Below are 25,238 nucleotides of genomic sequence, written 5' to 3'. Positions count from 1 at the left end.
TCAGGGTGCCACACGGCATCGGGGGTGATTCGCGCGCCTGTTGTCACTGAGATCTCTTACCCAGCGGCGCCCGTGGCGTATCCCCGGACGCCGGTTGTCACCCCGCCGGGGAGCGGAAATCAATGTCACCCCACCGGGGAGTGGACGTCCTGGAGGAGACCGACGATCGCGCGGGCGATCACCCGCGGGACCTCCATCTGGGCCACGTGCCCGACGCCGGGCAGGAGCAGGAGGCGGCTGTCGGGGATCACGCGGGCGACCTGGGCCGGCACCCGCGGGTCGATCAGGGTGTCGCGAAGACCGCCGGTGATGAGGGTGGGCACGGTGACACGCGCGGCCAGCCGCCATTGGGAGTTGACCCCCGGGAGGTACGCCCGCAGGAAGCTCGACACGAGCCCCCGCAACGTGCCCATGTAGGCCCGGGGGTAGTGCTCGACGGTGTAGCGCAGCCGGATCTCCTCGATCGCCTCGAACCGGCGCTGATCGCTGACCTTCGCGGTGTCGCCGAAGCAGGCGAGCAGCACCTGTTTGGCCTGTTCCTCGGCGGTGATCCGGTTGATGCCCCAGGCGAAGAGCCGGTCGGCGCGGGGCAGCGCCAGCAGCGGCAGGATCGGCCCGTGTGCCGTACGCCGCGGGTTGAGGAACGGCATGGCCGGGCTGATGAGGGTGAGGGTGCGTACGAGGTCGGGTCGCAGCGCTGCGACCCGTACCGAGATGGATCCGCCCAGAGAATTGCCGACCAGATGGACCGGGCCGCGGGCCTCGTGGTCGAGGAAGCCGATGAGTCGGTCGGCGAACGCCTGGATGGAGTATCGCCTGCTGGGGTCGCTGTAACCGAAGCCGGGCAGGTCGACGGCCTGGGCGTCGAAGCGGTCGGTGAGCAGGCCCGCGAGGTCGGTGAAATTCTGCGAGGAGCCGCCGAGGCCGTGCACGTAGACGGCCGGTTCGGCGCCCGGCGCGGTGGCCGGGGTGTCGCGGACGTGCAGCATCGTGCCGTCGATCATGACCTTGCGGGCCGGCCAGGGCGGCGGGACGGCACCCGCCGCGGGCAGGGCGTCGTCCGCCGCGAGTTGTGCACCCTTCATCAGGACAAGAGTGCCTCCAGCCGGCGGTTCACCGCCGCCAATGTGGCGCGAACCATCGCGTGCCGGTCGTCACCGGTGACCACGGCCGAGCCGGCGAGCTGCTCGACCCAGCCGTCGGTGGCGAGCAGGACGATGACCACAGCCACCTGGATCGATCCGAAAGGTACGGCGGCCGCGTGCTCGATGAAGCACTTCGCCGGCCCGTCGGCATGCCCGGAGCGGGTGAGGATCTGGTCGACTGCGTTGGCGGTCGCCGTGGCGCAGAGGCGCAGGAGGTAGCCGTCGACCGACGGACCGGTGGCCTCGCCGGCGGCGATCTGGCCGTCGACGACGAGCCGGACCTTGACCGTGGCCTCGGTGCCGAACGTGTTGACCTGGACGTTCTCGATCATGATGCGCGGGCCGGGGCGGGAACCCGCGTCCAGCAGCGGCCGGGGCTTGGCCGGGTCGATGCCGCCGGGGATGTGCTCGGTGGTGGTGGGCAGGCGCTGCGGCAGGGTGCGAGCGGCGGGGTTCGGCTGGCTGGGCACGAACGGCGCGAGCGGGACGCCGGCCGGGGGTGCCGACGAGGGTGCCATCGGTGCGCGTCCGGCGACGGGCGGGCCTGATGGCGGCGCGGAGGTCGGGGCAGGCGCGGACGAAACGGGCCGGGCGGGTGGTGCGGAGCGCGGGGCGACAGTCGGGATGGACCGGGGCGCGGTGAGCGGCGGACCGGCGGAGGGTGGCGCCGATCGCGGTGCGGGGGCTCCGGGGCGGGGCGGGGCGTCGAGCGGGCCGCCCGCCATCGGCATCGCGCCCTGCATCGCGGCGTCGAGACCCATCCGGTCCTGGAGCAGGCGGGCGACCTGCCGGCTCACCTCGGCCGGGTCGGCGCCCTCGGCGAGGTCCAGGCGCAGGCTGTGCGCACCGGCCGGGGTCGTACGCAGCGCGGCGTCCCGGACTCCGTCGACCTCGCGGACCGCCTCGAGGATGGCGTTGACGTCGAAACCCTCGTGCCGCTCCTGGGGCGCGTCGTCACGACGCAGGTGCGTCGCGATCCGCGCGAGCGCGGGGGTCTCGGCCGTTGGCTCCACGGACGGCGGCTCCGGGACAGTGGGCACGTCCGGCTCGGCCGGGACGCGCTGGGGCAGGGCGGGGAATGCTTGCTCGCCCGGGGTCCCGGCGCCGGGTTCTCCGGGACGGGTGAACGCCGGTTGCGGTGCCTCATAGGGCAACCGGCGCGGGAAGCTGGAGGGATCGTACGACGGACGATTCAACCTTTGATCACCGGAACGTGACTCGTCGGTAGCCGGCAGGACCCGGGGCAGGCCCGCGGCGGGGGTGGGTTCGAGCGCGTGACGCGCTGACTCGGGGACGGCCCAGTCGGAGCGCGGACCGGGCGCGGCGGGGCGTACCGATGGAAAAGGCCTGTCACCGTTGTAGGACGACCTGGGCTGGCGCGCATCGTCCAGGTCTCCCTCATAGGGGTACGGCGGGGCGCTCGACGGCAGCAGTCCCGGCGTGGTCTCGTCGCCGCGCAGCAACTCGGGGGACAGCGGATCGGGCCGGGCCGGCGGCGGCGGAGGGTCGGCCGGGCCGTCGCCGTTGGGTGACAGGTGGTTGAGCAGGTCCGAGTAGCGGGCGCGGCTCGACGACCAGCGCGGCGCTGCGGCGTTCTCGAGCGGGAAAGGCTCGATGTCGGACGCGGGCTCCGGCAGATCCGCCTCCGGGGCGGGCGGGAAGGACTGCGGGAGGTGGAAGGGACGGGCCTCGGTCGCCGGGCGGCGCCAGGCCGGAATGTCCGCTTCGGCGTCCAGCGCGGCACCCGCGTTGGACCACGGGCTCTCCCGCGCGGCCCAGCCGTTCAACAGGGTGCGGTCACGCGAATCAGCACCGGTACCACCTTCCGCGGTACCTGCGTCACCGTTTTGCCCTGTTTCGTCCACCACGCGCTCCTCGCTTGCCCCGTGCTGAGGCTACCGTGTGGGGGCAGTGGCGATAAGTTGCAGCGTCGCGACAATTGCCCGCCCGGAACGCGACAGACGACGAACCGGGCAATCCGCTTCGCGCACCCGCGGGAAGCGGACCTAGCACCGGAGGTTGGTAGACATGACCGCTGCGTCCGGCGGGGCACAGACGGCGGGGCGCCCGACGCGCCTGCCGCGCTCCGCGCGTCGTAAGCAACTGCTTGCCGCCGCGCAGCAGATCTTCGTGGCTCAGGGTTATCACGCCGCGGCCATGGACGAGATCGCCGAACGGGCGGGGGTCTCCAAGCCGGTCCTCTACCAGCACTTCCCGGGCAAGCTCGAGCTCTATCTGGCGCTGCTGGACACGCACTGCGACGCGATAATCGCCAAAGTTCGCAGCGCGATGATGGCCACCCCGGACAACAAGGAGCGGGTCAAGGGCGCCGTCCGGGCGTATTTCGACTTCGTCGATCACGAGAGCGAGGCGTTCCGGCTCGTCTTCGAGTCCGACCTGCGCAACGACCCCCAGGTCCGCGAGCGGGTCGAACGGGTCGAGCAGGGCTGTATCGCCGCGGTCACCGACACTGTGGTCTCCGACACGGGTCTCAACCGTGCCAATGCCGAGCTGATCGCGTCGGGCCTGGTCGGCGCCGCGGGGCAGGCGGCGCAGTTCTGGCTCGCCTCGGGCCGCCAAACCGCGAAACCGGAGGCGGAAGCCCTGGTCGCGGCCCTGATCTGGCGGGGTATCGCCAGCTTCCCCCTGCATGGTGAGTCAACGCCGGGAACGTCCGCGGAAATCGGCTAGCCTTCAGGTCGGAAGACTGCTGAAAGGGAGGACCCCGTGGAGGTCAAGATCGGCGTGCAGTACGCCGCGCGCGAGCTGGTGCTGGAGAGCGCGCAGACGCCGGCCGAGGTCGAGCAGGCTGTGACCGAGGCGATGGCCAAGGACAGCGTCCTCACCCTGACCGACGAGAAGGGCCGCAAGGTGATCGTCCCGATCTCCAAGGTGGCCTACGTGGAGATCGCCGAGAGTGCCAACCGCCCGTTCGGCTTCACCACCCGCTGAGTCCGGAGTTTCATCGCTCCACTAGCAAAATGCAGCGAATTTACGTCAGGGGATCCGCCGGGGTCCCCTGACGTAGCTTTACCACCCCGTGAGCTTCGGCCTGAGGTGCACAATCTCTCTGTCGGGTAGACTTGGCACGTCGCCGCAGACGTCGATCCATTCAGCGTTGACCAGATCCGGGCCTTTGTTGGCCAGATCCGGGTCTTTTCGCTGGCAGCGGGTCTTTTCCGCTGCTCCATCGCCGCGGCGACGCGCGTGCGGCCCGCGAGCTCTCTTATCGCGTGTGGCCCGCGCCCTACCCAGACCGCGCCCAGGAATTCGACGGGCGCACCACGAGAGGCACCCGTAGAACTTCATGACCGACATCGAAACGAATGAGACAGAACCCGCCCTGGTACCGGTACTGACCCGCGCCCCCGTCCGCGCCGACAGCCCGACCTTCGCCGAGCTGGGCGTCCGCGCCGAGACCGTGGAGGCGCTCGCCGCCGCCGGGATCACCCGGGCCTTCGCCATCCAGGAGTATGCGCTCCCCATCGCCCTGCGCGGCACGGACCTCATCGGTCAGGCGCCCACCGGCACGGGCAAGACCCTCGGCTTCGGCCTGCCCATCCTCGAGCGGGTCACCGCCCCCTCGGAGGGCGCCGACGGCAAGCCGCAGGCCCTCATCGTCGTCCCGACCCGCGAGCTCGGCATCCAGGTCGCGCGTGACCTCGCCGCCGCCGGTGCGACCCGTGGCGTGCGGGTGCTGCCGATCTACGGCGGCGTCGCGTACGAGCCGCAGGTCGAGACCCTGAAGAAGGGCGTCGAGATCCTGGTCGGCACCCCCGGCCGGCTGCTCGACCTCGCGAAGCAGAAGCAGCTCAACCTCAAGTCCATCAAGGCGCTCGTGCTCGACGAGGCCGACCGGATGCTCGACCTGGGCTTCCTGGAGGACGTCGAGAAGATCCTCGCGATGCTCCCCGAGCAGCGCCAGACGATGCTGTTCTCGGCGACCATGCCGGACCCGATCGTCGCGCTCTCGCGCCGGTTCCTGAACCACCCGGTGACCATCCACGCCGGTCACACCGCGGACAGTGGCCCCTCGCCGCTGACCAAGCAGGTCGTCTATCGCACCCACCCGCTGAACAAGCTGGAGATGGTGGCCCGCATCCTGCAGGCCCGCGACCGCGGCCTGACGATGATCTTCACCCGCACCAAGCGGGCCGCCGACCGGGTCGCCGAGGACCTCGACTTCCGTGGCTTCGCCGTCGCGGCCGTCCACGGTGACCTCGGTCAGGGCGCTCGCGAGCGGGCACTGCGCGCGTTCCGCAGCGGCAAGATCGACGTCCTGGTCGCCACCGACGTCGCGGCCCGCGGTCTCGACGTCTCGGGCGTCACGCACGTCATCAACTACGACTGCCCCGAGGACCCGGACACCTACACGCACCGCATCGGCCGCACCGGCCGGGCCGGCGCGACCGGCGTCGCCGTGACGTTCGTGGACTGGGAGGACATGCCGCGCTGGGTGCTCATCGACAAGTCGATGGGACTCAACATGCCGCAGCCGCCGGAGACGTACCACACCTCGCCGGCCCTCTACGCCGACCTGGACATCCCGACCGACATCTCGGGGACCCTGCCGACCGCCGACCGCAGCCGGGTGGGTCTCTCCGCCGAGGTCGAGGAAGACCTGGGCGGCACCCGCCGGCGCGGACGCAACGACCGCAACGACCGTGGTGGCGACCGCAATGACCGCGGCGGCGACCGTGACAGCGGTAGCCGCTCGGCCCGCCCGCCGCGCAGCCGCTCCCGTCGTGGTGGCGACGACGCCCCGGCCTCGGCCGCACCCGTGTCGGACGCCGCGGAGACAGCAGTGGCCCCCTCTTCCGAGGAGGCCACCGACCGCCCGCGCCGGCAGCGTCGTCGTCGCAAGGTCGCGGATGGCGTCGCAGGCGAGACTGCTGCGGTGGAGTCCGGCACGGTCGTCCCGACGTTCTCCGCTGCGGAGTCGGACGGTCCTGCGGCATCCGACGGTCCTGCGGCATCCGACGCCGGTTCGGACAACGGCTCGGAGAACGGCTCGGCTGACGGCGAGACGCGGCCCCGGCGGCGTCGCCGTCGTGGTGCCCGCGGTGCCGGGGAGGCTGGGGAGTCCGTGACCGCCGGGGACGCCGGCGAGTCCGTGACCGCCGGTGAGATGTCCGGTGGCTCCGAGGCCGGTGTCGGCACGGGCACCGAGGACTGATCATTGTCGGGTGCGCTCCCGGCGTACCGTAAAATTCAGGGCGTCCCACCGATTGGCGGGACGCCCATTTACGTCAGTGGGTGGGCTCTATGCCCAGGGCCGCGCACGCCTGCTGATACATGCGGACGGCCTCGCCCCGCACCTGCCTGCGCTCGGTGAGGCGCCGCGCGAACGGGATCCGCACCGGCACCGCGATCCCGTCCACAGTGGCCTCGAAGTCCATGCCGTCGGCGTCCATCCCGGACATCCGCGCCGCGCTCGCCGAGCCGATCCCGGCCAGCCCCCGCACGATGAGCACATTGTCATCGGCGTGATCGCCGTTCATGTGGCTCGCGATCTGCGCGACGACCTCCGGGGTGAACGTCATGACCAGCGCTCCTTCAGCTCGGCGAGAACGGCGATGTTCAGCCTGTACGCCTCCACGACCTCGGCCAGGAAGCGCTCCTCATCCTCCGGGGAGAACGCCGCCCCGTCGAGCAGTTCGCGGTAGCCGGTCCGGAAAGCGGGCGGTTCGATCCCGTCGAAGACGAAGAACTGATGCCCGGCACCGTCCAGGCCGTACGCCCTGGCGATGGCCGGCCCCAGATACTGACCACCGGAAAGGTCACCCAGATAACGCGTGTAGTGGTGCGCGACGAAACCCCACGGCTCGTCGAACGCCACCTCACGCATCCGCTCGCAATATTCCTCGGTGGCAGGCAACGGCTCCTTGACCTCGACCGCCAGGTGCGCGAGGTCGGCCGTGAGCGCGGGCAGGCGGGTCAGCTCCGGGAAGACGAACCGGCCGGCGACCGGGTCGGCGGCCATCGCCGCGGCCGCCTGCTCGAGCGTCTCGTAAATGAAGTAGTGCTGGGTGGCGAGGTCCGCATACGCCGCGCGCGGCAGGTCCCCGGCGGCGAGCCTATCGAGGAACCCGCTCCCCTGTGCGGCGTCATGGTCGGGCCTGGTCCCCGTCCGCAACCGTACGGACAGTGGCTCCGTCGCAGGATCGGCCAACGTCATAGCAGCACCTCCATGCTTGGTTAGGGGAGCCTAACAAAGCCTGGCCCGGTTTGGAGATCCACGTTTTCGTCAGGACTCGACGACGACCGTGTACGCCGCGGTGTGCACCTGACCGGCCACCTGGAAGTCGAAGAACATGCGGTAGCGGCCCGGACCCGGAGCGGCCAGCCAGAACTTCACCGCGCCATCCGCGAGCTGAGGCTCCGGGTGCACGTGGACATAGCCGACGTCGCCTTCGCGAAGCACGACAAGATGACCGAATGCTCCTAGGTACGGCTCGAGCTTCGCCGGTTGACCCGCCTGATCACGGACGGTCAGCAGGAGGGGCTGGGTGGAGCCGATCTGCGGACTGCCCGCGTACGAAACGATGAAGGTGTCGGCAGTCGCCTCGGTGACCGGCGCGGGGAGCGGGACCGGGACGTAGTTTCCGGCGACCGTGAGATCCACGCCCAGGGCGACCGGAGTCTGCTGGCCCCCGACGATCGCCGTGAAGTCAGCGATCGCGCGGTAGCTGCCGGGCTCGGCCGGGGGAAGATCGATCGACCAGGTGCCGTCCGGGGCCATCGTGGGGTGCAGGTGCTGGAACCCGGTGAGGTCGCGGCGGATCACCACGAAGTGCAGGGGCTTGTCGTGGACCACCGCGTAGGTGGTGATCGGGGCGCCGCCCGCTCCGGTGATGCGGAAGCTGAACTTCTGCTTCTTGCCCGCCTCCAGGGTCGCTGTTTCGGGGACCATCGTCAGGCCGCTCGCGGTGAGGGCCAGGCCGCCTACTGATTCCCCCGTTGCCGGCGCGGCTGCCGCTGCCTGAGAGACCGTGCCGTCCGCGTTGTGAACGTGGGCCGGCTGCCCGGCGTCGTTATGCGACATTCCCGACATATCTGTCATCCGTGGTTGCGGCGGGGTGGCTGCCGCTTCGACAGAGTTGTTCAGGCGGCCGATGCCGTAGCCCGCGAAGAGGACCACGACGAGGGCAGCGCCGAAGGTCGCCAGGCGGAAGGCTGTGCTTCGCTCTTCCCTGCTTTCCGGCGCGGCATTTTCCGGGGCTGCGTTACTTGGGGCTGCGTTTTCCGGCTCGGCGTTTTTTGGGGCTGCGTTTCTTGGGGCCGTGTCAGGCATTGGCCAGCTCGTAGCCGGCCTCGTCGACCGCGGCGCGGACGGCGTCGTCGGTGAGGGGCTCGGCGCTGGTGACGGTGACCGCTCCGCTGCCCAGATCGATCTCCACACCGGCAACGCCGGGAAGCTCGGAGAGCTCACTCGTGACGGCCTGGACGCAGTGGCCGCAGGTCATGCCGGAGACGGTGTATGTGCTGGTGACAGCCATGACTGACACTCCCTCTACTGGATTTTTCAGGACCGGACCAGGCGCGCGATCGCGTCGGAGGCTTCCTTGACCTTGGCGGTGGGGTCACCGGCCCGCGCGGCGTCGACGACGCAGTGCGCGAGATGGTCCTCCAGCAACCCGATGGCGACAGCCTGCAGGGCACTCTTCGCCGCGGAGATCTGAGTGAGGACATCGATACAGTACGTATCCTCGTCGACCATCCGCTGCAGCCCGCGGACCTGCCCCTCGATGCGCCGCAACCGGCCGAGCAGGGCAGCCTTGTCCCCGGAGTATCCGTGCGGCCCGGCGTGCTCGTGCTCCTCGGTCGTCATGCGGCCAGCATACCCCCCACCCGTATCCGTACAGTATCCCGTGGCTTTTGGACCTTTTGAGTCGTTATCAACCCGTGCCAACTCTCGCCCGAGCCCTCGCCGTGGCGGTGCTGTCGGCTCTGCTGCTCACCGGTCCCGCCGCTTTCGCCGCCCCGCTCGAGGACAAACCGACCGCTGCGGAACTCGACAAGCAGATCGCCGCGGCCGCGCGCCAGCTCGAGGTGATCGTCGAGCAGTACAACAACTCGCGTGAGGACCTGCTGGCCACCCGGGAGCGTACGAGAAGCCTCGGGGTGACCCTGCGCCCCCTCACCCGGGCCCTGGACACCCGGCAGGCCCTGATGGACAACCTGATGTCGCGCACCTACCAGCGCACGCGGTCCGGCCCGACGGTCACCCTGCTCGCCTCCGCGAACCCCCACGAGTTCGTCGACAAGCTACTCATCCTGAACCAGCTCGCCACCTCCTCCCGGAAAGCGGCGAAGGACCTGCGCCGGGCCCGCGCCGACGTCGTCAGCACCCGGACGACCCTCAACGCCCTCGCCGCCCAGCAACGCACCCTCGAACTCCAGCTCATCACGCGCAAAGCCACGGTCACCGGCGAGATCAACACCCTCAGGCAAATGCGATCCCTCATGTACGCGGGGAGCTCACGTTTCGGGCCCTCCCCCGAAGCCACCCCGCCGCCCTACATCGCCGGCGCCGCCGGGCGCGTGGTCGACTTCGCGTTCGCCCAGCTCGGCAAGCCGTACTCGTGGGGCGCTGACGGGCCGAACGCGTACGACTGCTCCGGCCTGACCATGGACGCCTGGCAGCAGGCCGGCATCAACCTCCCGCACAACGCCGCCCGCCAGCACGGGTCGCTACCCCACGTCAGCAGAAGCGACCTGCGCCCCGGTGACCTCGTCTTCTTCTACGCACCGATCAGCCACGTGGGCGTCTACATCGGAGACGGCAAAATGATCCACGCCCCCGAGTACGGCGAGAACATCCGGATCGCCACCATCGACACCCAGCCGATCAGCGGCTTCGGACGGCCCTAGCGCGTCGGTGGCTTCGGGCGGCCCGAGCGCGTCGGTGGTTTCGGGCGGCTCTAGCTAGCCTTCGTTGCGTGAAGATTCACCATCTCAACTGCGGCACGATGCTGATGCCGACCGCGCCCATGGTCGCCCACGTGTTGCTGCTCGAGACCGCGCAGGGCCTGGTCCTGGTCGACACCGGCTTCGGGTTGCAGGACATCGCCGACCCGGGCCGCCGCCTCGGCCCGGTCCGTACCCTGATCAGGCCGGTCCTGCGCCCCGAGGAAACCGCGGCTCACCAGGTCGAACGGCTCGGCTTCCGCCGCGAGGACGTACGCCACATCCTCATCACCCACTTCGACCTGGACCACATTGGCGGCATCGCCGACTTCCCGCACGCGTCGATCCACGTCACCGCCGCCGAAGCCCTCGGCGCCCTGACCACCCCGACCCGCATGGAGAGCAACCGCTACCGCCCACCCCAATGGGCCCACGGTCCGAAACTGGTCGAACACACCCCCGCCGGCGAACCGTGGCAAGGTTTCGCCGCGGCCCAGCCCCTCACCGGCATCGACGAGGGAATCGTCCTCATCGCCCTGCCCGGCCACACCCGCGGCCACATGGCCGTAGCCGTCGACGCCGGCAACCGCTGGATCCTGCACGCAGGCGACGCGTTCTACCACCGGGGAACCATCGACGGCACCACCCGCGTACCCCTCGCCCTGCGCATCCAGGAACGCCTCGTGGCCTACGACATCACCAAGGTCCGCGCCAACCACGCCCGCCTGGCCGAACTGCACCAGGCAGGCCTCGCCATCATCAGCTCCCACGACCCGGTCCTGTTCACGACGTTCGCGTCCTAGGCGCCGCGTATCGCGGGCGTATCCAAAACTGCATACGCCACGGCAACAGGCCTCCCTCTCCAATAGGGGGATGCAGCTCCGCCGTGTCTTGCCCATCACCGCCGGTCTGATCATTGTCGGCCTGGGGTTCGTTGTGCGGCGGCCCCTCACGATGGCCGCCCCGGCATGCATGGCCGGGCGGTGGCACGGCTGCTTCGACACGGAGAACGGCGTGGTCCTCATGACGCTGATCGGACTGCCGTTCGCCTTGCTGGCAGCGTGGGGCCTCACCATCCTCCGACGCACTGTCGCCGCCACGCCTCGCCGGCCCACCGCCGGCCGCCCCTCGTTGTGGCGGCTTTCGGTGGCTGAGGTGGGCATCGTCTACGGGACAGCGCCATTTGTGTGGATGACGCTGATGCCGGGCCCGGGTGCCGGCATCGTCCCGGGCAGGGTGAGCCTGGTCCCGCTGCGCGACCTGGTGACGATGGGCCCGATCGGCATCGGCGGCAACCTGCTGGTCTTCGCGGCGCTGGGGTTCTTCGCCCCGATCCGGTTCGCGGCGCTGGCGTCTTTTCCCCGGATCGTGGCGCTCGGGGCAGGCTGCTCAATCCTGATAGAAATCGCTCAGTACGTTCTACAGCTCGACCGGGTGTCCTCCGTCGACGATGTCCTGGTCAACACCGCCGGCGCCGTGCTCGCCGCGCTGGCGTCACGCCGCTGGTGGCGGGCCACCGCTGCCCCTCCTCGGCTTCGGCCAGCCGAGCCTGGTGTCCGATATGAATAGGCTTGCGACATGCGCGTACTGATCGTGGAGGACGAGCCCCACCTGGCCGAAGCCATCCGTGACGGGCTGCGACTGGAAGCGATCGCAGCAGACATAGTCGGCGACGGCGACTCGGCCCTGGAACTGCTCAGCGTCAACACCTACGACCTCGCAGTCCTCGACCGAGACATCCCCGGCCCCTCCGGCGACGAGGTAGCCCGGCACATAGTCGCGTCCGGCAGCAAAATGCCGATCCTCATGCTCACGGCTGCCGACCGGATCGACGACAAGGCCTCCGGATTCGAGCTCGGCGCCGACGACTACCTCACCAAGCCGTTCGAGTTGCGCGAGCTCGTCCTGCGGCTGCGCGCACTCGACCGCAGACGCGCGTACGCCCGGCCGCCCGTCCACGAGCTCGAAGGCCTGCGCCTCGACCCCTTCCGCCGCGAGGTCTTCCGCGACGACCGCTACGTCGCGCTGACCCGCAAGCAGTTCGCCGTACTGGAAGTCCTGGTCGCCGCCGAGGGCGGAATCGTCAGCGCCGAAGAACTGCTCGCCCGCGCCTGGGACGAAAACGCCAACCCCCTCACCAACGCCGTCCGCATCACCGTCTCCGCCCTGCGCAAACGCCTCGGCGAACCCTGGATCATCGCCACCGTCGCCGGCGTCGGCTACCGAATCGACATTCATGGCTAGGGTGCATCCGATGGATCACGGCGAGTCTGCGGCGAGGTCCAGGGGTCGTGTCGCAAGTGGGACGCACCCTAGGCCGCCCGGGACGAGCGTCCGCCTCAAACTCGCCCTCAGCTACGCCGGTTTCCTCATGATCGCGGGCACTCTGCTACTCGCCGCGGTCTGGCTCTTCCTCCTGCGCTACGTCCCCGACCGGGCAACACTCATCGTCCCGGACACCACCCAGATCAACACCGGCGTCTTCCCCATCCGATCCCACCTGTTGCGCTTCTTCGCCCCCCGCGCCGCCGCGGTGCTCGCATCCCTGCTCGTCTTCGGCCTCGCCGGAGGCTGGATCCTCGCCGGCCGCATGCTCGCCCCGCTGGCCCGCATCACCGAAGCCACCCGCACAGCCACGGCCGGCTCGCTCGCCCACCGCATCCTGCTCCCGGGCCGCAACGACGAGTTCCGCGAACTAGCCGACGCCTTCGACACCATGCTCGCGCGACTCGAGTCCCACATCGCCGAACAACAACGCTTCGCCGCCAACGCCTCCCACGAACTACGCACCCCGCTGGCAATCTCCCGAACACTCCTCGAGGTCGCCCGCAACAACCCGGCCCACGACCCGGACGAACTCATCGAACGCCTCCACGCCGCCAACAACCGCGCAATCAACCTCACCGAGGCCCTGCTCCTACTCAGCCGCGGCAACCAGGGAACCTTCACCCGCGAACCCGTCGACCTCTCCCTCATCGCCGAAGAAGCCACCGAAATACTGCTCCCCCTAGCCGAACAACGCCAGATCACAGTGGAAGTCACCGGCCACCGGGCAACCACCAGCGGCTCCCCCGAACTCCTCTCCCGGATGACAACCAACCTCATCCAGAACGCGATCGTCCACAACCTCCCCACAGGCGGCACAATCACGATCCACACCGAAACAACCGGCACAACAGCCCTGCTGCAAGTCAGCAACACCGGCCGCCAACTCCCACCCGACCTGCTCCCCACCCTCACCGAACCCTTCCAACGAGGAACGGAACGCACCCACACCAACGACCACCCCGGCGTCGGCCTCGGCCTAGCCATCGTCCACACCATCGTCCGAGCCCACCACGGAACCCTCAGCCTCGTCCCCAACCCCGACGGCGGCCTCCTCATCAAGGTCCAACTCCCCAGCACGCCATAGCCACCCGCCCCAGACCCGAAGCAGCGCAGCCTCGTAGGAACGGGTAACGGTCAGGTCGCTCCCACCGCCCCGACCCGGACAGCGCAGCCCGGTGCCCCAGCCACCGACTCCCCGCCGAGACACCGCAGGCCGGTGCACCACTCCACCGCTCCCGGCCGAAGCAACGCAAGCCGGTGCCTGGTCATCGCCCCCGGGCCGAAGCAGCGCAAGCCGGTGCCTGGTCACCGCCCCGGGCCGAAGAAACGCAGGCCGGTGCACCAGCCTCGCGATCGGCGGGCCCCCAGCCGAAACCGGCCCGTCCTTGGCCCCGCCCCCGCCCTCGCCTTCGCCCTCGGCCCCGCCCCCGGCCCTGGCCCCGGTCGAGACAGTGCGACCCGCCGCCGTAGCCATCGCCCCGAAGCAGAAGGGGCCGGGTCGAAGCCGTTCTTGGTGCGCCAAGCGTTCCTGCCCCGCCGCCGCCGATTTCTGCACGAAACCGCGCCGGTCAATCGCCTGCTTCACCACCGGGAACAGCTGCAGATGTCGCTGCCGGCGGAACCCGACCTCCCGGATCGCCGGACTGCTGCAGATCGGCGTGGCCCGCCCATGACCTCGTTCGCGGATCTCAACGTTAAGGCCGCAGACGGGGCGTGCAGATCAGCCGGATACGGCCAGGGCGAGGGGCAGCACCCCCTGGGCGCCGGCTCGGCGGAGGGCTCGGCCGGCTATGGCCATGGTCCAGCCGGAGTCGACCAGGTCGTCCACCAGCAGGACCGGACCGTCGAGGTCGGCGAGAGCTTCGATGATGGCGGGGGGAATGGTGAAGGCGTTGTGGAGGGCCAGGACCCGTTGGGCGCTGTTGCCGCGGGGTTCGTTGTCGCCGATGTGGGTGGAGGTCAGGGTGCCCAGCATCGGGAGTCTGCCTACCGTGGCGATCCGGGCGGCGATGCTTTCGACTAGCTCGGGGCGGCGGTTGGAGCCGACCGCTACTACTGCTGCGGGGCGTTGCTCCCACGCGTTGTCGCCGTGGGCCCAGGATTTGAGGACCTCGACGACCGCACCGGCCAGCTCGTCCGACAGGGGGCCGTCGGGGGAATCCGGGGCCACCAGGGGACGAAGGCGGGAGCCCCAGCCCTGGTCGGAGAGGCGGCCGACCGCTCGGCCCGGGCGGATCTGGTCGGCCGGACCAATTTTGCCTTTGAGTTCGACGCCGACTGTTGGCATGCCGCTGGGCCATAGCTTTTTCGGGGCGATGTCGATGCCGGGGTGGCCGAGGAAGACGTTGGCCGCGGCGAGCGACTCCGAGGAGACCTCAGCGTCGAAGATGGGCTCGGTGCAGGTGTCGCAGCGTCCGCAGGGCTTCGCTTCCGGGTCGTCGAGGCAGCGGCGGAGGAACTCCATGCGGCAGGTCGACGTCTGCGCGTAATCGATCATGGTTTGCTGCTCAGCGCTGCGGGCCTCGGCGACGCGGCGCAGGCGGGCCGTGTCGTAGGTCCAGGGCTCCCCTGTCGAGAGCCAGCCTCCACGGGTCCGGTGCACCGCGCCGTCCACGTCGAGCACCTTGAGCATCAGCTCGAGGCGAGCGCGGCGCAGGTCCACGATGGGCTCGAGCGCGGGGGTCGACAGGGGGCGCTCCGGCGACAAGGCGTTCAGCACCGCACGCACCTGCTCCTCGGGCGGGAATGCGAGCGACGCGAAATAGCGCCAGATCGCGGCGTCCTCCGCGCCGGGCAGGAGCACGACCTCGGCGTGCTCAACCGCACGGCCGGCCCGGCCCACCTGCTGGTAGTAGGCGATGGGCGAAGGCGGCGCTCCGAGGTGCACGACGAACCCCAGGTCGGGTTTGTCGAATCCCATGCCCAGTGCCGAGGTCGCCACCAGTGCCTTGATCTTGTTGTCCATCAGGTCCTGCTCAGCGGCACGGCGGTCGGCGTCCTCCACCTGGCCCGTGTAGGAGGCCACCGGGAAGCCGCGCGACCTTAGGAACTTCGCCGTCTCAGTCGCGGCGGCCACCGTCAGCGTGTAGACGATGCCGGAGCCCGGGAGTCGGTCGAGATGATCCGCCAGCCAGGCAAGCCGGTGCGACGGGTCGGGCAGCTCGAGCACCGCGAGGCGCAGCGAGTCTCGGTCGAGCGTGCCACGCAGCACCAGAGCGTCACCGAGCTGATCGGCCACGTCGGCGGTCACCCGGGCATTGGCGGTCGCGGTCGTGGCAAGCACCGGGGTCCGTCCAGGGAGCCCGGCAAGGAACGTCCGCAGCCGCCGGTAGTCGGGGCGGAAGTCGTGCCCCCAGTCGGAGACGCAGTGCGCCTCGTCGACCACGAGCAGCCCCGTGCCCGCGGCCAGTCCGGGAAGCACGTTGTCGCGGAAGTCAGGATTGTTGAGCCGCTCGGGGCTGATCAACAGGACGTCGACCGTGCCGTTGCGGATCTCCTCGGTGATCTCGCTCCACTCGTCGAGGTTGGCGGAGTTGATCGTGCGCGCTCGGATGCCGGCGCGCGCGGCCGCCTCGACCTGGTTACGCATGAGCGCCAGAAGCGGCGACACGATGACGGTCGGCCCAGCCGGGGGATCACCCGGCTCCGCGGTCATGCCGTCGCGGAGCAGAGCCGTCGCGACGAAGTAAACGGCCGATTTGCCCCAGCCCGTGCGCTGGACACACAGCACCCGCCGACGGTCGATGACGAGCGCCTCGATGGCCCGCCACTGATCCTCACGCAGCACCGCGTGCTCACCGGCCAACCGGCGCAGCACTTCCTCGGCACACTCCCGAACCGCCGCCCGCTCGGCGTCGCTGACTGCCTCTCGTGTCATCTCCACGACCGCATGTCTACCAGCCCCGTCTGACAGGAAAGGAGTTATCCACAGTTGGGCTCGGGCCAGTCGGCGAGTTATCCACAGGCGGCAAGGTTGGCCTTGATGGGTCTCGTCGTCGGTGGCAGCTTGGACGCCATGACGACGACGAGCTCCGAGAAGGTGCTGATCAAGCCCATCACGACGGCCAAGCTCACCGACCCGGCCTACCTGCTGCAACTCACCCCTGGTGACGACACCAGCTGACAGTTTGGCGGCGCCACCGGCCGGGTGCGGGGTGCTGTCGGCCGCCGGTCAGCGTTGTGATTCGGCATCAACTGACCCGGTGAGGGACGCCTCACCGGGACCAGCCGAGACGGCAGCGTCGGAAAGACCGGTGTCCGGAGCACCGTCGGGGAGACCAGCCGGTGTGGCAGCGGTGGGGAGGTGGGTCAGGAAGAGCGGCGTCAGGAGGATCAGGGCGCCGGCGGTGCCGATGGCGGGGCGCAGGCCGATGTGGGTGGCGAGGACGCCCCATAACGCGGTCAGGACGGCGATGGTCGCCTTGCTCGTGACGGACCAGGCCGAGAGGGTGCGGGCGACGTGGCTCATCGGGGTCTGCTCGAGGCGGTGGGCAGCGAAGACAGGGTTGAAGATCCCCATACAGGTGATGAGGCCGAATTCGATGAGCATGACGTAGAAGAGGCCGGCGAATCCGGCGGGGACGAAGGCCAGGAGCGGCGGCCAGCAGACTCGCAGTGTGCCGACGACCAGCATCACCCTGTGTTTGCCGACGCGGGCGGTCAGGGGACGCGACAGGCGGGAGCCGAGCAGGCCGCCGAGGCAGGGCACGCCGAAGGCCAGGCCGTATTGCCAGGGGGTCAGGCCGAGGTCACGGAGCAGGAGTACGGCGAGCAGCGGGGCGGTGGCCATGATGAGGCCGTTGACGAGGGTGGTGTTGAGGAACAGCGGGCGCAGGTGGGAGTGGGTGAGGATGTAGCGCCAGCCCTCGAAGGTGGCTCCGGGGCCAGGGCGGGCCGCTGGGCGCGGTGCAGGGGTCGGCTCGGGTTTGGCGATGGCGCGGATTGCGAAGGCTGAGAGTACGTAGCTGGTGGCGTCTGCGACGACGGTGGTCAGCGGGCCGAAGAGGCCGATCGCGGCACCGCCGGTGGGTGGGCCGAGAGCTGTGGCCGTCCAGGTCGTGGACTCGAAGCGGCCGCTTGCCCGGAGCAGGTCTTCGGGGCGGACCAGCGCCTTCAGACACGCACCTGCGGCTGCGGTGAAAGTGATGTCCGCGGCTGCTACGACGATCGAGACGAGGACGAGATGGGTGAAGGTCAGCGCGCCGAGGGCGTAGGCGGCGGGGATTGACAGCAGGACAACGGCTCGGAGTAGGTCCATGGTCACCATGACCGGGCGTTTGCGGCGGAATTCCATCCACGGGCCGAGTGGTACTGCGATCAGGGCGCCTACGGCCAGGCCGGCGGCGGTGAGGAGGGAGACCTGGGAGACGTTACTGTTCAGGACGAGGATCGCGATCAGCGGGAAAGCGTCGAGAGCCAGCCAGGTGCCGGCTGTACTCGCGGCGAACGCCGTCCACAGCCAGCCGAAATCACGTCCCACATCCGCCCCCGAGGTTGCCGGGCCGCCAGCGAGGACACGCGGCCGTCGGTGCATCCAACCGCCGCGGCGAGGTTCGGATCAAACAACGCCGGCGCCGGGATGGCACAACCCGGGGTTGTACATCCCTGCCGGCGGCTGCCAAGGACCGTGCCGCCAAGGGACCGTGCCGCCGAGAGGCAGCGGCCGAGAACCGCACTGCCGAGAACCGCACTGCCGGAGCCTGGAGCAGTACGGGATCCCGCGAGGAGACCCCGGCCAGGAGTTCCGCCGGGAGACCGCAGCCAAAGACCTCGCCGCCGAAGGTCAGCGGCGAAGACCCTTCCCCAGAGCAGCGGCCAAAGACTCTGCCAGCCAGAGGTCAATCGCCAAGGACCTGCCGCCTAGGGCAGGAGCTAACAACCCTGCTGACCAGGGGCAGCGGCCAAAGGCTCCGCTGACCAGGGGCAGCGGCCAACAACCCTGCTGACCAGGGGCAGCGGCCAAAGGCTCTGTCAGCCAGAGGTCAGCGGCCGAGGACTGTGCCGCCGTTGACGTTGATGATTTGGCCGGTGACGAAGGCGCCGCCGGGGCCGGCGAGCCAGCGGACGGCTTCGGCGATGTCGGCGGGTTGGCCGGGTTTTTTGAGGAGGCTGGCGTTGACTCGGGATTCGTAGCCGGATTCGGTCATGCGGCCGTTGAAGAATTCGCTGTCGGTGACGAAGCCGGGGGCGATGACGTTGGCGGTGATGCCTTCGGGGCCGAGTTGGGTGGCGAGGTCGAAGGCCCAGCCGTGGAGGGCTGCTTTGGCTGCGGAGTAGGGGCCGCCGCCGCCGCGCTGGGCGGCGATCGAGCTGACCAGGATGATGCGGGCTCCGGGGCGGCGGAGTTTGGGGCGGAGGGACTCGGTGAGGAGGACGGCGCTGGTGACGTTGGATTCGAAGACTGCTCGCCAGCGGTCGGCGAGGTCGGTGAGGGTGGCGTCATCGCCGGAGATGAAGGCGCCGGCGTTGTTGAAGAGGACGTCGACTTCGCGGTCGCCTACGGCGGCGGCGACTGCGGGGACCTGGGATGGGTCCGAGCAGTCGGCGGTGACGGCGGTGGCCTGGGGGCCGATCCATTTGATGGCGTCGGCCAGGACTGTGGGGCGGCGGCCGACGATGATGACGTCGTAGCCCTCCCCCGCCAGCATTCCTGCCGTTGCCCGGCCGATACCTGTTCCGCCCCCGCTGATAACTGCAAGCCTCGCCATGGCGCAAACTCTAAAGGACGAAGGGGGTAGGGGTGCGCGGTCGTTCGCCTTGGCAGTATCCGGCGCGGATCGTGCCGCTTGCGTTCCTCGGGGCGATTGCTGTCGGGACCGGGCTGATGATGTTGCCTGCGGCTCGGGCTGAGCCTGGTCATGCGCCGTTTGTGACCGCGTTGTTCACGGCGACGAGTGCTGTTTGTGTGACGGGGTTGTCAGTGGTTGACACGCCGACGTACTGGTCCGGGTTCGGGCTGGTGCTGTTGACGGTGCTGTCCCAGATCGGCGGGTTCGGGATTGTGGCTCTGGCGACGCTGCTGAGCCTGCTCGTGTCGCGGCGGCTGGGGTTGCGGAGCCGGTTGCTGGCTCAGGCGGAGAGCACGGGTCTGCTCGGGGGGAACATCGGGCGGGTGCTGATCCGGATCGCGTTGGTGATGTTCGTTTCCGAGGCGGCGATCAGCGTGGTTCTGACGTTGCGGTTCTGGCTGGCGTACGACTACCCGTTCGGGCGTGCCGTCTGGGAGGCGGTTTTCCACGCGGTGCAGGCGTTCAACAATGCGGGGTTCGCGTTGTACCCGGACAGTCTGGTGCGGTTCGTGGGCGACTGGTGGATCTGCGTACCGCTGGCGTTGGGGGTGCTCGGGGGTTCGATCGGTTTTCCCGTGCTTTTCGAGCTGGCGCGTGAGTGGCGTAAGCCCGGTGGCTGGTCGACGCATACCCGGTTGACCGTCTGGGGGACGTTGCTGCTCAGCGTGTTCGGGTTTCTGGTCTTCCTGTCGTTCGAGTGGAGCAACCCTGGCACCCTCGGGTCGCTGGGCACGTCGAGCAAGGTGCTGGCCGCGTTCACGCAGGATGTGATGACGCGGTCGGGCGGGTTCAACAGCATCAACCTGGGTGAGATGAACACCGAGACGATCGCTGTCACGAACGGGTTGATGTTCATCGGCGGGGGCAGCGCCAGCACGGCCGGCGGCATCAAGATGACGACGTTCCTGCTGCTCGCGTTCGTGATCTGGGCGGAGATCCGCGGGGAGCCCGATGTGGTCATCAAGAAGCGGCGCATCGCGGAGGAGACGCAGCGGCAGGCGCTGACGGTGGCGCTGCTGGGGGTCGCGCTCGTGGCGTCGGGCACGCTGGCGTTGATCGCGTTCACGGACAATGTGCCGTTCGACCGGGCGTTGTTCGAGGTGACCTCGGCGTTCGCGACGGTGGGGCTGAGCACCGGGATCACCCCGTCCCTGCCGCCTGCCGCCCAGGTCGTGCTTGTCATCCTGATGTACGTCGGGCGGGTGGGCACGATCGCGGTCGGAACCGCCATCGCGTTGAACACCCGGCGCCGGCTGTACCGCTACCCGGAGGAGAGGCCCCTAGTTGGCTGACAAGACGGAGAACCAGACACCTGACAACGTGGTGGTCGTGGGGCTGGGCCGATTCGGTGGGTCCGTTGCGGAGTCGCTGGTGAATCTCGGGCATGAGGTGCTCGGGATCGACTCGGATCCGCGGATCGTGCAGGACTGGTCCGATCGGCTCACCCATGTCGTCGAGGCTGATGCCACCGACACGGACGCGTTGCGTCAGCTAGGTGTGCAGGAGTTCTCGCGGGCTGTGGTCGGGATCGGCACCAACCTGGAGACCAGTGTGCTGACCGTGCTGACCCTGAGCGAGGTCGGGGTGGGTGAGATCTGGGCGAAGGCGACCAGCGTGAAGCACGGCCAGATTCTTTCCCGGGTAGGGGCGCGGCATGTCGTCTATCCCGAGTCGGAGATGGGCGCGCGGGTCGCACACCTGATCACCGGGCGGATGCTGGACTACATCGAGTTCGATGACGGCTTCGCGATCGCCAAGGTGCGGGCGCCGCAGGAGGCCCTCGGGAAGTCGCTGACCGAGATCGGCCTGCGCAGCAAGTGGGGGGTCACGGTGGTCGGGATCAAGATGCCAGGGCAGGAATTCACGTACGCCCGCCCGGAGACCGTCGTCCCCGATGGCTGCCTGCTGATCGTGGCCGGCGACACGTCCAAAGTGGAGAAGTTCGCCGGGGTGACTAAATAGCGACCGCGAAACCGCTTCTGCCCCGGGCGGGCGGGCCCGAGGGCGCAGGCGCGGACTTCTTCCGCGGCTTCTTCCCCGGTGAAGCCGGTGAAGCCGGTGAAGCCGGTGAAGCCGGTGAAGATGCAGGAGCAGGGGGAGCCGGGGCCACGACCGCGCCGAGAAGCTCCACCTGGCACTGGTAGCCGTTGAGGGTGAAGGTCAGCGGCAACGGGTTGGTCGTGCGGTAACCGCCGTTGATCGTCACGGTCGCTGAGCGACCGGGAATCAGTTTCCGGGTGCTCTTCGGCCGGATGACAACCCGGCGCCCCTTCTGCGCGATCCGCTTGGTCGCGCTGGTGAGCCGCTGCCCGCCGGTGAACGTGAACACCAGCCGCCAGCCGGTGAGGATGTGCTCCCCCGTGTTGATCACGGTGACCTGCGCGCCGAAGTCCGTACCAGTGTCGCGCTGGACGCGATAGCGCACCTTGCAGCCCGTACCGTGCGGAACGACCGCGCCCGTCCCCGTGCCGGCAGCGGCGGCCTGAGCGGTGCCGACGTCGTCGTTCTCCCGGCTCGAGGTCCAGGCCAGGCCGAGCGAGGCGAGCAGGACAACCGTCACGACCGCCGCGTGCATCCGGTGCCGGGCGGCGATGACGGCCGCGCAGAGCCGGGCGCCGGGACCGGGCCGGGCAGGCAGGCGCGGCCGGGAAGGCAACGGCTTGGCACGCGCACCGGCGACGGCGGACAGCGCGGTGGCGAGGGCGTCCGCGGTGGGTCGCTCGGCGGGTTCCTTACTGAGGCATTGCAAACACAGTGTGGCAACGATCAAAGGCATGCCAGGCAGCGATGGTACGGGCTCCGGGTCCGCGTACAGATGAGCGCGCAACGCCTCCGCGGTGGTCCCCGCCGGCCAAGGCAACCGCCCGGTGATGCACCGGTAGAGGAGCAGGCCGAGCGCGTACACGTCGGCCGGGGGCGCGACCGGGCCGCCGCCGAGCCGTTCCGGCGCGAGATAGGCCGGGGTGCCGAGCAGGCTTCCGTCGGGGGCGGCGTCGCATTGCCCGGTCGCCGCGGAGATGCCGAAGTCGACAACCTTCGCGCCGGAGCCGGTGAGCATGACGTTGGCGGGGGTGACGTCGCGGTGGACGATGCCCCGGTGGTGTGCGGCGGCCAGCGCCGACGCGACCTCGGCCACGATCGTCACCGCCGCGCGCCACGGGAGCGCCCCTTCCCGGCGCAGGCGGGCGGAGACGGGTTCGCCGTCGTTGAGTTCCATCACGACGTACGGGACGGCGAGTTTCTCGTCGAACCCGAAGTCGAAGACGCTGGTGATGTTGGGGTGGCAGAGCCGGGCCGCGGCGAGGGCTTCCTGACGCAGCCGGGCGCGGAACCACCGGTCGGTGGCGAGCTCCCGGGACAGCACCTTGATCGCGACCGGGCGCCCGAGGATCTCGTCGTGGCCGCGCCAGACGACGGACATGCCGCCCGTGCCCAGCCGCTCGAGAAGACGGTACCGGCCGCCGATCACGCCCATGTGCCGATTGTTGCCCGCGGGACGCCCCGGTCAGGGGAGGTCCGAGAAACTGACCGAAATCAGCCCGCGAGCAGTTGATCAACCGGGGCGTAGTCGTCGGTCAGCACCCGGGCGTCGTCGACGAACGCGTCCAGCGCGGTTCCGGACACCAGTTCGACGGGTTCGTCGACCAGGTCGAGATGGCTGCGGATCTCGTCGAGCGGCAGCGGTGTCCCGGCCGCCACGATCACGAAGTTGGCGCCGGTCTCCCCCGCGAGGGCGGCCTTGGGCGCGATCAGGGCCACGTGCGGAAAGACGGCGGCGACGGTGGCCAGCTCGGCGCGGATGAAGCGGTCCGGTGGGTAGTCGATGACATTCTGCGCGTACAGGCCGGTGGGGCGCAGGACGCGGGAGATGTCGGCGGCCATCTCGCGGGTGGCCAGGTGCCACGGGACGACCAGGTGGCCGAACGCGTCGCCGACGATCACGTCGTAGGAGTCGGTCGGCTGGGCGGCCAGCCCGGTGCGGGCATCGCCGACGCGTACCCGAAGGTCGGGTCCGGTTTTCAGCCCCAGTTCGCGTTTGTCCAGGTCGACCAGGGCGCCGTCGAGCTCGACCACGAGCTGCTTGCTGCCGGGGCGGGTCGCCGCGACGTATTCCGGCACGGTGAAACCGCCGCCGCCGAGGTGCAGGGCGTCGAGCGGGGCGGCGGCGCTCTTCTGCACGTCGATGAGGGCGCCGAGCCACTGCACGTACGCGAACTCGAGGTGCTCCGGATCGCTCAGGTCGACGTACGAGTGCCGGGCCGAATTGAGCAGCAGCGTCCGCCCACCCGCGACGTTCTTGTCGTTCTCGACCCGCGCGCAGTGGTAGGCGGTTTCGACGTCGCACGGCGTGGGCGCAGAGGCCCCCAGTCCCGCCCCGACAAGACCCACAGTCACCAGCACAGCTCGGGTACGCGGCCTGCCCGGCAACGACGCCCGCAACCACCACCCGAGGGCGAATCCCCCAGCGGCGAGCAGCCCGGCCAGCGTCAGCACGATCCAGCTGCTCGGCATCGCGGCGACGAAGATGAACCCGGTGCCCAGCGTGGCGGTGATGCCGCCGAGCGTACCGATGCTGGAGAGCCGCCCGACCACCGAGCCGGTCCGGCTCAGATCGCTGAGCTGGAGTTTCACGACCATCGGGCTGATCGTGGAGAGCAGCAGCATGGGCACGAACGTGGCCATGCCGGCGAGCAGCAGGACCGCCGTGGCGGCGCCGCCACGCAGGATCTCACCGCCCCACCGGACCAGCGGCAGGGTGAGCGCCGTCGCGATCGCGGCGAGCAGCAGAGCCGGGGCGAGCAGGGCCCGCGGGTCGAGTTTGTCGGCGAGCCGGCCGCCGAGCCAGGTGCCGTACGCGATGGCTCCGAGCGACACGCCGATGACCGAGCTGCTCACCTGCAGGGTGACGCCTACATACGGGCCGACCAGACGCAGGGCGACGATCTCGAGAACGAGACCGGCGCCGCTGGCGAGGAAGACGAGGGCGGTGGCCAGGCCGGACGGGAGGGCCCGCGGGTTTTCCATCGGCGGATGGTACCGGCGGAGCCTGAAATTACAGGATCGACAGGTGGACGTGGTTCGTATGGACCACGGACGGCCCGCCCGAAGCGCTGTAGGAGCGCCACCCCGTGCTGGGCATCCAGATCTGGCGGTACCAGATCACGTACATCACGCCGAGCCGGTCGGCGTTCTTGACGAAGTACGCCGCCAGGTTGTTGCCGTACGTCTTGTCGCCACCGGTCGCGGCGACGTTCTCGAAGCCGCCCGCCGCCGCCGAGAAGTCGCAGGCCCGACCCTTGGGGTGTTCGCCGGAGGCCCGTTCGCTGAAGCAGGACGTGTAGCGCTTGAAGCCGGCGGCCTGCGCCTGCTGGTAGGCGTTCAGCAGCCGCGGGGTGATGCACCCGGAAGTGGTGGGGTCGTTGACGGTGCAGCTCTCCTTGGGCCAGGAGCCGTCGGAGTTGCGCGGTGCGGCCTTCGCGGACGGCGAGTCGGCGTTGACGAATCCGCCGGCAACCGCACCCCCGCCGACCGCGGCGAGCGCCGCCTCGGCCTGCTGCTTCTTCTTGGCCATCACCGTGACCTGCTTCTGCTGCTCCTTGATTTCGAGGCCGATCGCGGTGGTCGCCTTCTCCGCGGTGGTGACCGCGTCGTGGTATTCGCCCAGCGCGCTCGCGTCGACCTGCGCCATCTGGTCGAGCCGCATGACCCGTTCCATGAACGTGTCGGGCGAGCTCGCGTTGAGCAGCAGGGTCATCGTGTTGAGCCGGCCCTGGCGGTAGGAGCGGTTGGCGATCTCGCCGACCCGGCCCTCGAGCGTGGCCTCCTTGGCGGTGGCCTGCTCGAGCACCTCTTTGAGCTGGGTCTGCCGCTTCTTGCTGGCCTCGAGCTTCTGCTTCGCCTCGACGTGGCCCTTCGCCGCCGATTCCAGCGCGGCGCGCAGCGCCTTGCTACCGCCCTCGTCGTTCGGCGCCGCGTGCGCGGGCGGTGCCGCCACGAGCAGCACGAGGGCAGCCGCGAGCACGGCCGGGCACAGTTTGAGCAGGCGCAGGAGAGTCGCCGCCACGAT

24 protein-coding genes are annotated in these 25,238 nt (G+C 69.6%); 11 read left to right on the top strand and 13 right to left on the bottom strand.

The features are described from left to right. Positions 1-125: 125 nt before the first annotated feature. Positions 126-1,085: an alpha/beta fold hydrolase gene (locus Aco04nite_RS02970; protein ID WP_212995629.1), complete on the bottom strand. Its 960-nt coding sequence runs from the start codon at positions 1,083-1,085 to the stop codon at positions 126-128. Then, positions 1,085-2,932, bottom strand: coding sequence for a Daple (locus Aco04nite_RS02965; protein ID WP_244875709.1), 1,848 nt, complete (start codon positions 2,930-2,932; stop codon positions 1,085-1,087). The genes Aco04nite_RS02970 and Aco04nite_RS02965 overlap by 1 nt, the downstream gene beginning before the upstream one ends. A 241-nt stretch (positions 2,933-3,173) precedes the next feature. Here Aco04nite_RS02965 and Aco04nite_RS02960 point away from each other — a divergent pair, with 241 nt between their 5' ends. From Aco04nite_RS02960 to Aco04nite_RS02950, 3 genes are all read left to right on the top strand, one after another. After that, positions 3,174-3,836: a TetR/AcrR family transcriptional regulator gene (locus Aco04nite_RS02960; RefSeq protein WP_203836476.1), complete on the top strand. Its 663-nt coding sequence runs from the start codon at positions 3,174-3,176 to the stop codon at positions 3,834-3,836. A 36-nt stretch (positions 3,837-3,872) separates the two neighbouring features. Next, positions 3,873-4,097 (top strand): DUF3107 domain-containing protein, encoded by a 225-nt coding sequence (locus tag Aco04nite_RS02955; RefSeq protein ID WP_203836477.1) that lies wholly within the window; start codon positions 3,873-3,875, stop codon positions 4,095-4,097. Between the two features lie 355 nt (positions 4,098-4,452). Next, entirely contained in the window at positions 4,453-6,321 is a 1,869-nt protein-coding gene (locus tag Aco04nite_RS02950) for a DEAD/DEAH box helicase (protein ID WP_212995627.1), read from the top strand. Positions 6,322-6,394: 73 nt separating this feature from the next. Here Aco04nite_RS02950 and Aco04nite_RS02945 read toward each other — a convergent pair whose 3' ends face one another. The 5 genes from Aco04nite_RS02945 to Aco04nite_RS02925 all read right to left on the bottom strand — a co-directional run bounded on the left by Aco04nite_RS02945 (position 6,395) and on the right by Aco04nite_RS02925 (position 8,976). Further along, positions 6,395-6,688 carry a DUF2470 domain-containing protein gene (locus Aco04nite_RS02945; RefSeq protein WP_212995626.1) on the bottom strand — a complete coding sequence of 98 codons (294 nt, stop codon included), beginning with the start codon at positions 6,686-6,688 and terminating at the stop codon, positions 6,395-6,397. Continuing rightward, entirely contained in the window at positions 6,685-7,323 is a 639-nt protein-coding gene (locus tag Aco04nite_RS02940) for a biliverdin-producing heme oxygenase (protein ID WP_212995625.1), read from the bottom strand. Before Aco04nite_RS02940 ends, Aco04nite_RS02945 begins: the two co-directional genes overlap by 4 nt. A gap of 69 nt (positions 7,324-7,392) precedes the next feature. Next, positions 7,393-8,190, bottom strand: a complete 798-nt coding sequence (locus tag Aco04nite_RS02935) for a DUF8832 domain-containing protein (RefSeq protein ID WP_244875708.1) — start codon at positions 8,188-8,190, stop codon at positions 7,393-7,395. Between the two features lie 241 nt (positions 8,191-8,431). After that, the gene (locus Aco04nite_RS02930; protein ID WP_212995624.1) at positions 8,432-8,644 is read right to left on the bottom strand and encodes a heavy-metal-associated domain-containing protein; all 213 of its coding nucleotides are present in this window, start codon (positions 8,642-8,644) and stop codon (positions 8,432-8,434) included. A 26-nt stretch (positions 8,645-8,670) separates the two neighbouring features. After that, entirely contained in the window at positions 8,671-8,976 is a 306-nt protein-coding gene (locus Aco04nite_RS02925; RefSeq protein WP_244875707.1) for a metal-sensitive transcriptional regulator, read from the bottom strand. Positions 8,977-9,050: 74 nt separating this feature from the next. Between Aco04nite_RS02925 and Aco04nite_RS02920 the strand changes: the two genes are divergently transcribed. The 5 genes from Aco04nite_RS02920 (at position 9,051) to Aco04nite_RS02900 (ending at position 13,467) form a co-directional block, all read left to right on the top strand. Beyond that, the gene (locus Aco04nite_RS02920; protein ID WP_212995623.1) at positions 9,051-10,019 is read left to right on the top strand and encodes a C40 family peptidase; all 969 of its coding nucleotides are present in this window, start codon (positions 9,051-9,053) and stop codon (positions 10,017-10,019) included. A 68-nt stretch (positions 10,020-10,087) separates the two neighbouring features. Then, positions 10,088-10,858: an MBL fold metallo-hydrolase gene (locus tag Aco04nite_RS02915; protein ID WP_212995622.1), complete on the top strand. Its 771-nt coding sequence runs from the start codon at positions 10,088-10,090 to the stop codon at positions 10,856-10,858. Between the two features lie 70 nt (positions 10,859-10,928). Next, positions 10,929-11,624 (top strand): VanZ family protein, encoded by a 696-nt coding sequence (locus Aco04nite_RS02910; protein WP_244875706.1) that lies wholly within the window; start codon positions 10,929-10,931, stop codon positions 11,622-11,624. Positions 11,625-11,633: 9 nt separating this feature from the next. Then, a complete protein-coding gene (locus tag Aco04nite_RS02905) occupies positions 11,634-12,299 on the top strand; it encodes a response regulator transcription factor (RefSeq protein ID WP_212995621.1) in 666 nt (221 codons plus the stop codon). A 127-nt stretch (positions 12,300-12,426) separates the two neighbouring features. Beyond that, a complete protein-coding gene (locus Aco04nite_RS02900) occupies positions 12,427-13,467 on the top strand; it encodes a sensor histidine kinase (protein ID WP_280519302.1) in 1,041 nt (346 codons plus the stop codon). Positions 13,468-14,103: 636 nt separating this feature from the next. Here the strand turns inward: Aco04nite_RS02900 and Aco04nite_RS02895 are convergent. Beyond that, the gene (locus Aco04nite_RS02895; RefSeq protein ID WP_212995751.1) at positions 14,104-16,260 is read right to left on the bottom strand and encodes a RecQ family ATP-dependent DNA helicase; all 2,157 of its coding nucleotides are present in this window, start codon (positions 16,258-16,260) and stop codon (positions 14,104-14,106) included. Between the two features lie 105 nt (positions 16,261-16,365). Here Aco04nite_RS02895 and Aco04nite_RS02890 point away from each other — a divergent pair, with 105 nt between their 5' ends. Continuing rightward, entirely contained in the window at positions 16,366-16,506 is a 141-nt protein-coding gene (locus Aco04nite_RS02890; RefSeq protein ID WP_212995619.1) for a hypothetical protein, read from the top strand. A gap of 48 nt (positions 16,507-16,554) precedes the next feature. On the opposite strand, the gene Aco04nite_RS02885 is transcribed toward Aco04nite_RS02890, so the two are convergent. Further along, positions 16,555-17,862, bottom strand: a complete 1,308-nt coding sequence (locus Aco04nite_RS02885) for an MFS transporter (protein WP_244875705.1) — start codon at positions 17,860-17,862, stop codon at positions 16,555-16,557. A 502-nt stretch (positions 17,863-18,364) separates the two neighbouring features. After that, positions 18,365-19,090: an SDR family NAD(P)-dependent oxidoreductase gene (locus Aco04nite_RS02880; protein ID WP_212995617.1), complete on the bottom strand. Its 726-nt coding sequence runs from the start codon at positions 19,088-19,090 to the stop codon at positions 18,365-18,367. A gap of 116 nt (positions 19,091-19,206) precedes the next feature. On the opposite strand from Aco04nite_RS02880, the gene Aco04nite_RS02875 reads away from it, so the two are divergent. Then, the gene (locus tag Aco04nite_RS02875; protein ID WP_438874890.1) at positions 19,207-20,463 is read left to right on the top strand and encodes a TrkH family potassium uptake protein; all 1,257 of its coding nucleotides are present in this window, start codon (positions 19,207-19,209) and stop codon (positions 20,461-20,463) included. Continuing rightward, on the top strand, positions 20,456-21,133 hold the full coding sequence (locus Aco04nite_RS02870) for a potassium channel family protein (RefSeq protein ID WP_212995616.1): 678 nt from the start codon (positions 20,456-20,458) through the stop codon (positions 21,131-21,133). The genes Aco04nite_RS02875 and Aco04nite_RS02870 overlap by 8 nt, the downstream gene beginning before the upstream one ends. On the opposite strand, the gene Aco04nite_RS02865 is transcribed toward Aco04nite_RS02870, so the two are convergent. From Aco04nite_RS02865 to Aco04nite_RS02855, 3 genes are read right to left on the bottom strand one after another with little or no spacing between them, the layout of a single operon-like run. Further along, complete coding sequence (locus Aco04nite_RS02865; RefSeq protein WP_212995615.1) at positions 21,126-22,646, bottom strand: serine/threonine-protein kinase; 1,521 nt, start codon at positions 22,644-22,646, stop codon at positions 21,126-21,128. The genes Aco04nite_RS02870 and Aco04nite_RS02865 overlap by 8 nt on opposite strands. Before the next feature lie 59 nt (positions 22,647-22,705). Then, positions 22,706-24,196 carry a fused MFS/spermidine synthase gene (locus Aco04nite_RS02860; protein ID WP_212995614.1) on the bottom strand — a complete coding sequence of 497 codons (1,491 nt, stop codon included), beginning with the start codon at positions 24,194-24,196 and terminating at the stop codon, positions 22,706-22,708. A 28-nt stretch (positions 24,197-24,224) separates the two neighbouring features. Next, the gene (locus tag Aco04nite_RS02855; RefSeq protein ID WP_212995613.1) at positions 24,225-25,235 is read right to left on the bottom strand and encodes a coiled-coil domain-containing protein; all 1,011 of its coding nucleotides are present in this window, start codon (positions 25,233-25,235) and stop codon (positions 24,225-24,227) included. Positions 25,236-25,238 lie beyond the last annotated feature (3 nt).

Source organism: Winogradskya consettensis (assembly GCF_018332715.1).
Taxonomy (GTDB): Bacteria; Actinomycetota; Actinomycetes; order Mycobacteriales; family Micromonosporaceae; genus Actinoplanes; species Actinoplanes consettensis.
This window is presented reverse-complemented; position numbering and strand designations above follow the sequence as displayed.

What these genes read in the sequence shown, in the direction of transcription:
- Aco04nite_RS02880 (WP_212995617.1), bottom strand. Translation starts at nt 19,090, where the DNA reads ATGGCGAGGCTTGCAGTTATCAGCGGGGGCGGAACAGGTATCGGCCGG.
- Aco04nite_RS02900 (WP_280519302.1), top strand. Translation starts at nt 12,427, where the DNA reads ATGATCGCGGGCACTCTGCTACTCGCCGCGGTCTGGCTCTTCCTCCTG.
- Aco04nite_RS02875 (WP_438874890.1), top strand. Translation starts at nt 19,207, where the DNA reads ATGATGTTGCCTGCGGCTCGGGCTGAGCCTGGTCATGCGCCGTTTGTG.
- Aco04nite_RS02970 (WP_212995629.1), bottom strand. Translation starts at nt 1,085, where the DNA reads ATGAAGGGTGCACAACTCGCGGCGGACGACGCCCTGCCCGCGGCGGGT.
- Aco04nite_RS02925 (WP_244875707.1), bottom strand. Translation starts at nt 8,976, where the DNA reads ATGACGACCGAGGAGCACGAGCACGCCGGGCCGCACGGATACTCCGGG.
- Aco04nite_RS02890 (WP_212995619.1), top strand. Translation starts at nt 16,366, where the DNA reads ATGGGTCTCGTCGTCGGTGGCAGCTTGGACGCCATGACGACGACGAGC.
- Aco04nite_RS02940 (WP_212995625.1), bottom strand. Translation starts at nt 7,323, where the DNA reads ATGACGTTGGCCGATCCTGCGACGGAGCCACTGTCCGTACGGTTGCGG.
- Aco04nite_RS02935 (WP_244875708.1), bottom strand. Translation starts at nt 8,190, where the DNA reads ATGTCGCATAACGACGCCGGGCAGCCGGCCCACGTTCACAACGCGGAC.
- Aco04nite_RS02895 (WP_212995751.1), bottom strand. Translation starts at nt 16,260, where the DNA reads ATGACACGAGAGGCAGTCAGCGACGCCGAGCGGGCGGCGGTTCGGGAG.
- Aco04nite_RS02905 (WP_212995621.1), top strand. Translation starts at nt 11,634, where the DNA reads ATGCGCGTACTGATCGTGGAGGACGAGCCCCACCTGGCCGAAGCCATC.
- Aco04nite_RS02945 (WP_212995626.1), bottom strand. Translation starts at nt 6,688, where the DNA reads ATGACGTTCACCCCGGAGGTCGTCGCGCAGATCGCGAGCCACATGAAC.
- Aco04nite_RS02960 (WP_203836476.1), top strand. Translation starts at nt 3,174, where the DNA reads ATGACCGCTGCGTCCGGCGGGGCACAGACGGCGGGGCGCCCGACGCGC.
- Aco04nite_RS02950 (WP_212995627.1), top strand. Translation starts at nt 4,453, where the DNA reads ATGACCGACATCGAAACGAATGAGACAGAACCCGCCCTGGTACCGGTA.
- Aco04nite_RS02930 (WP_212995624.1), bottom strand. Translation starts at nt 8,644, where the DNA reads ATGGCTGTCACCAGCACATACACCGTCTCCGGCATGACCTGCGGCCAC.
- Aco04nite_RS02910 (WP_244875706.1), top strand. Translation starts at nt 10,929, where the DNA reads ATGCAGCTCCGCCGTGTCTTGCCCATCACCGCCGGTCTGATCATTGTC.
- Aco04nite_RS02865 (WP_212995615.1), bottom strand. Translation starts at nt 22,646, where the DNA reads ATGGGCGTGATCGGCGGCCGGTACCGTCTTCTCGAGCGGCTGGGCACG.
- Aco04nite_RS02860 (WP_212995614.1), bottom strand. Translation starts at nt 24,196, where the DNA reads ATGGAAAACCCGCGGGCCCTCCCGTCCGGCCTGGCCACCGCCCTCGTC.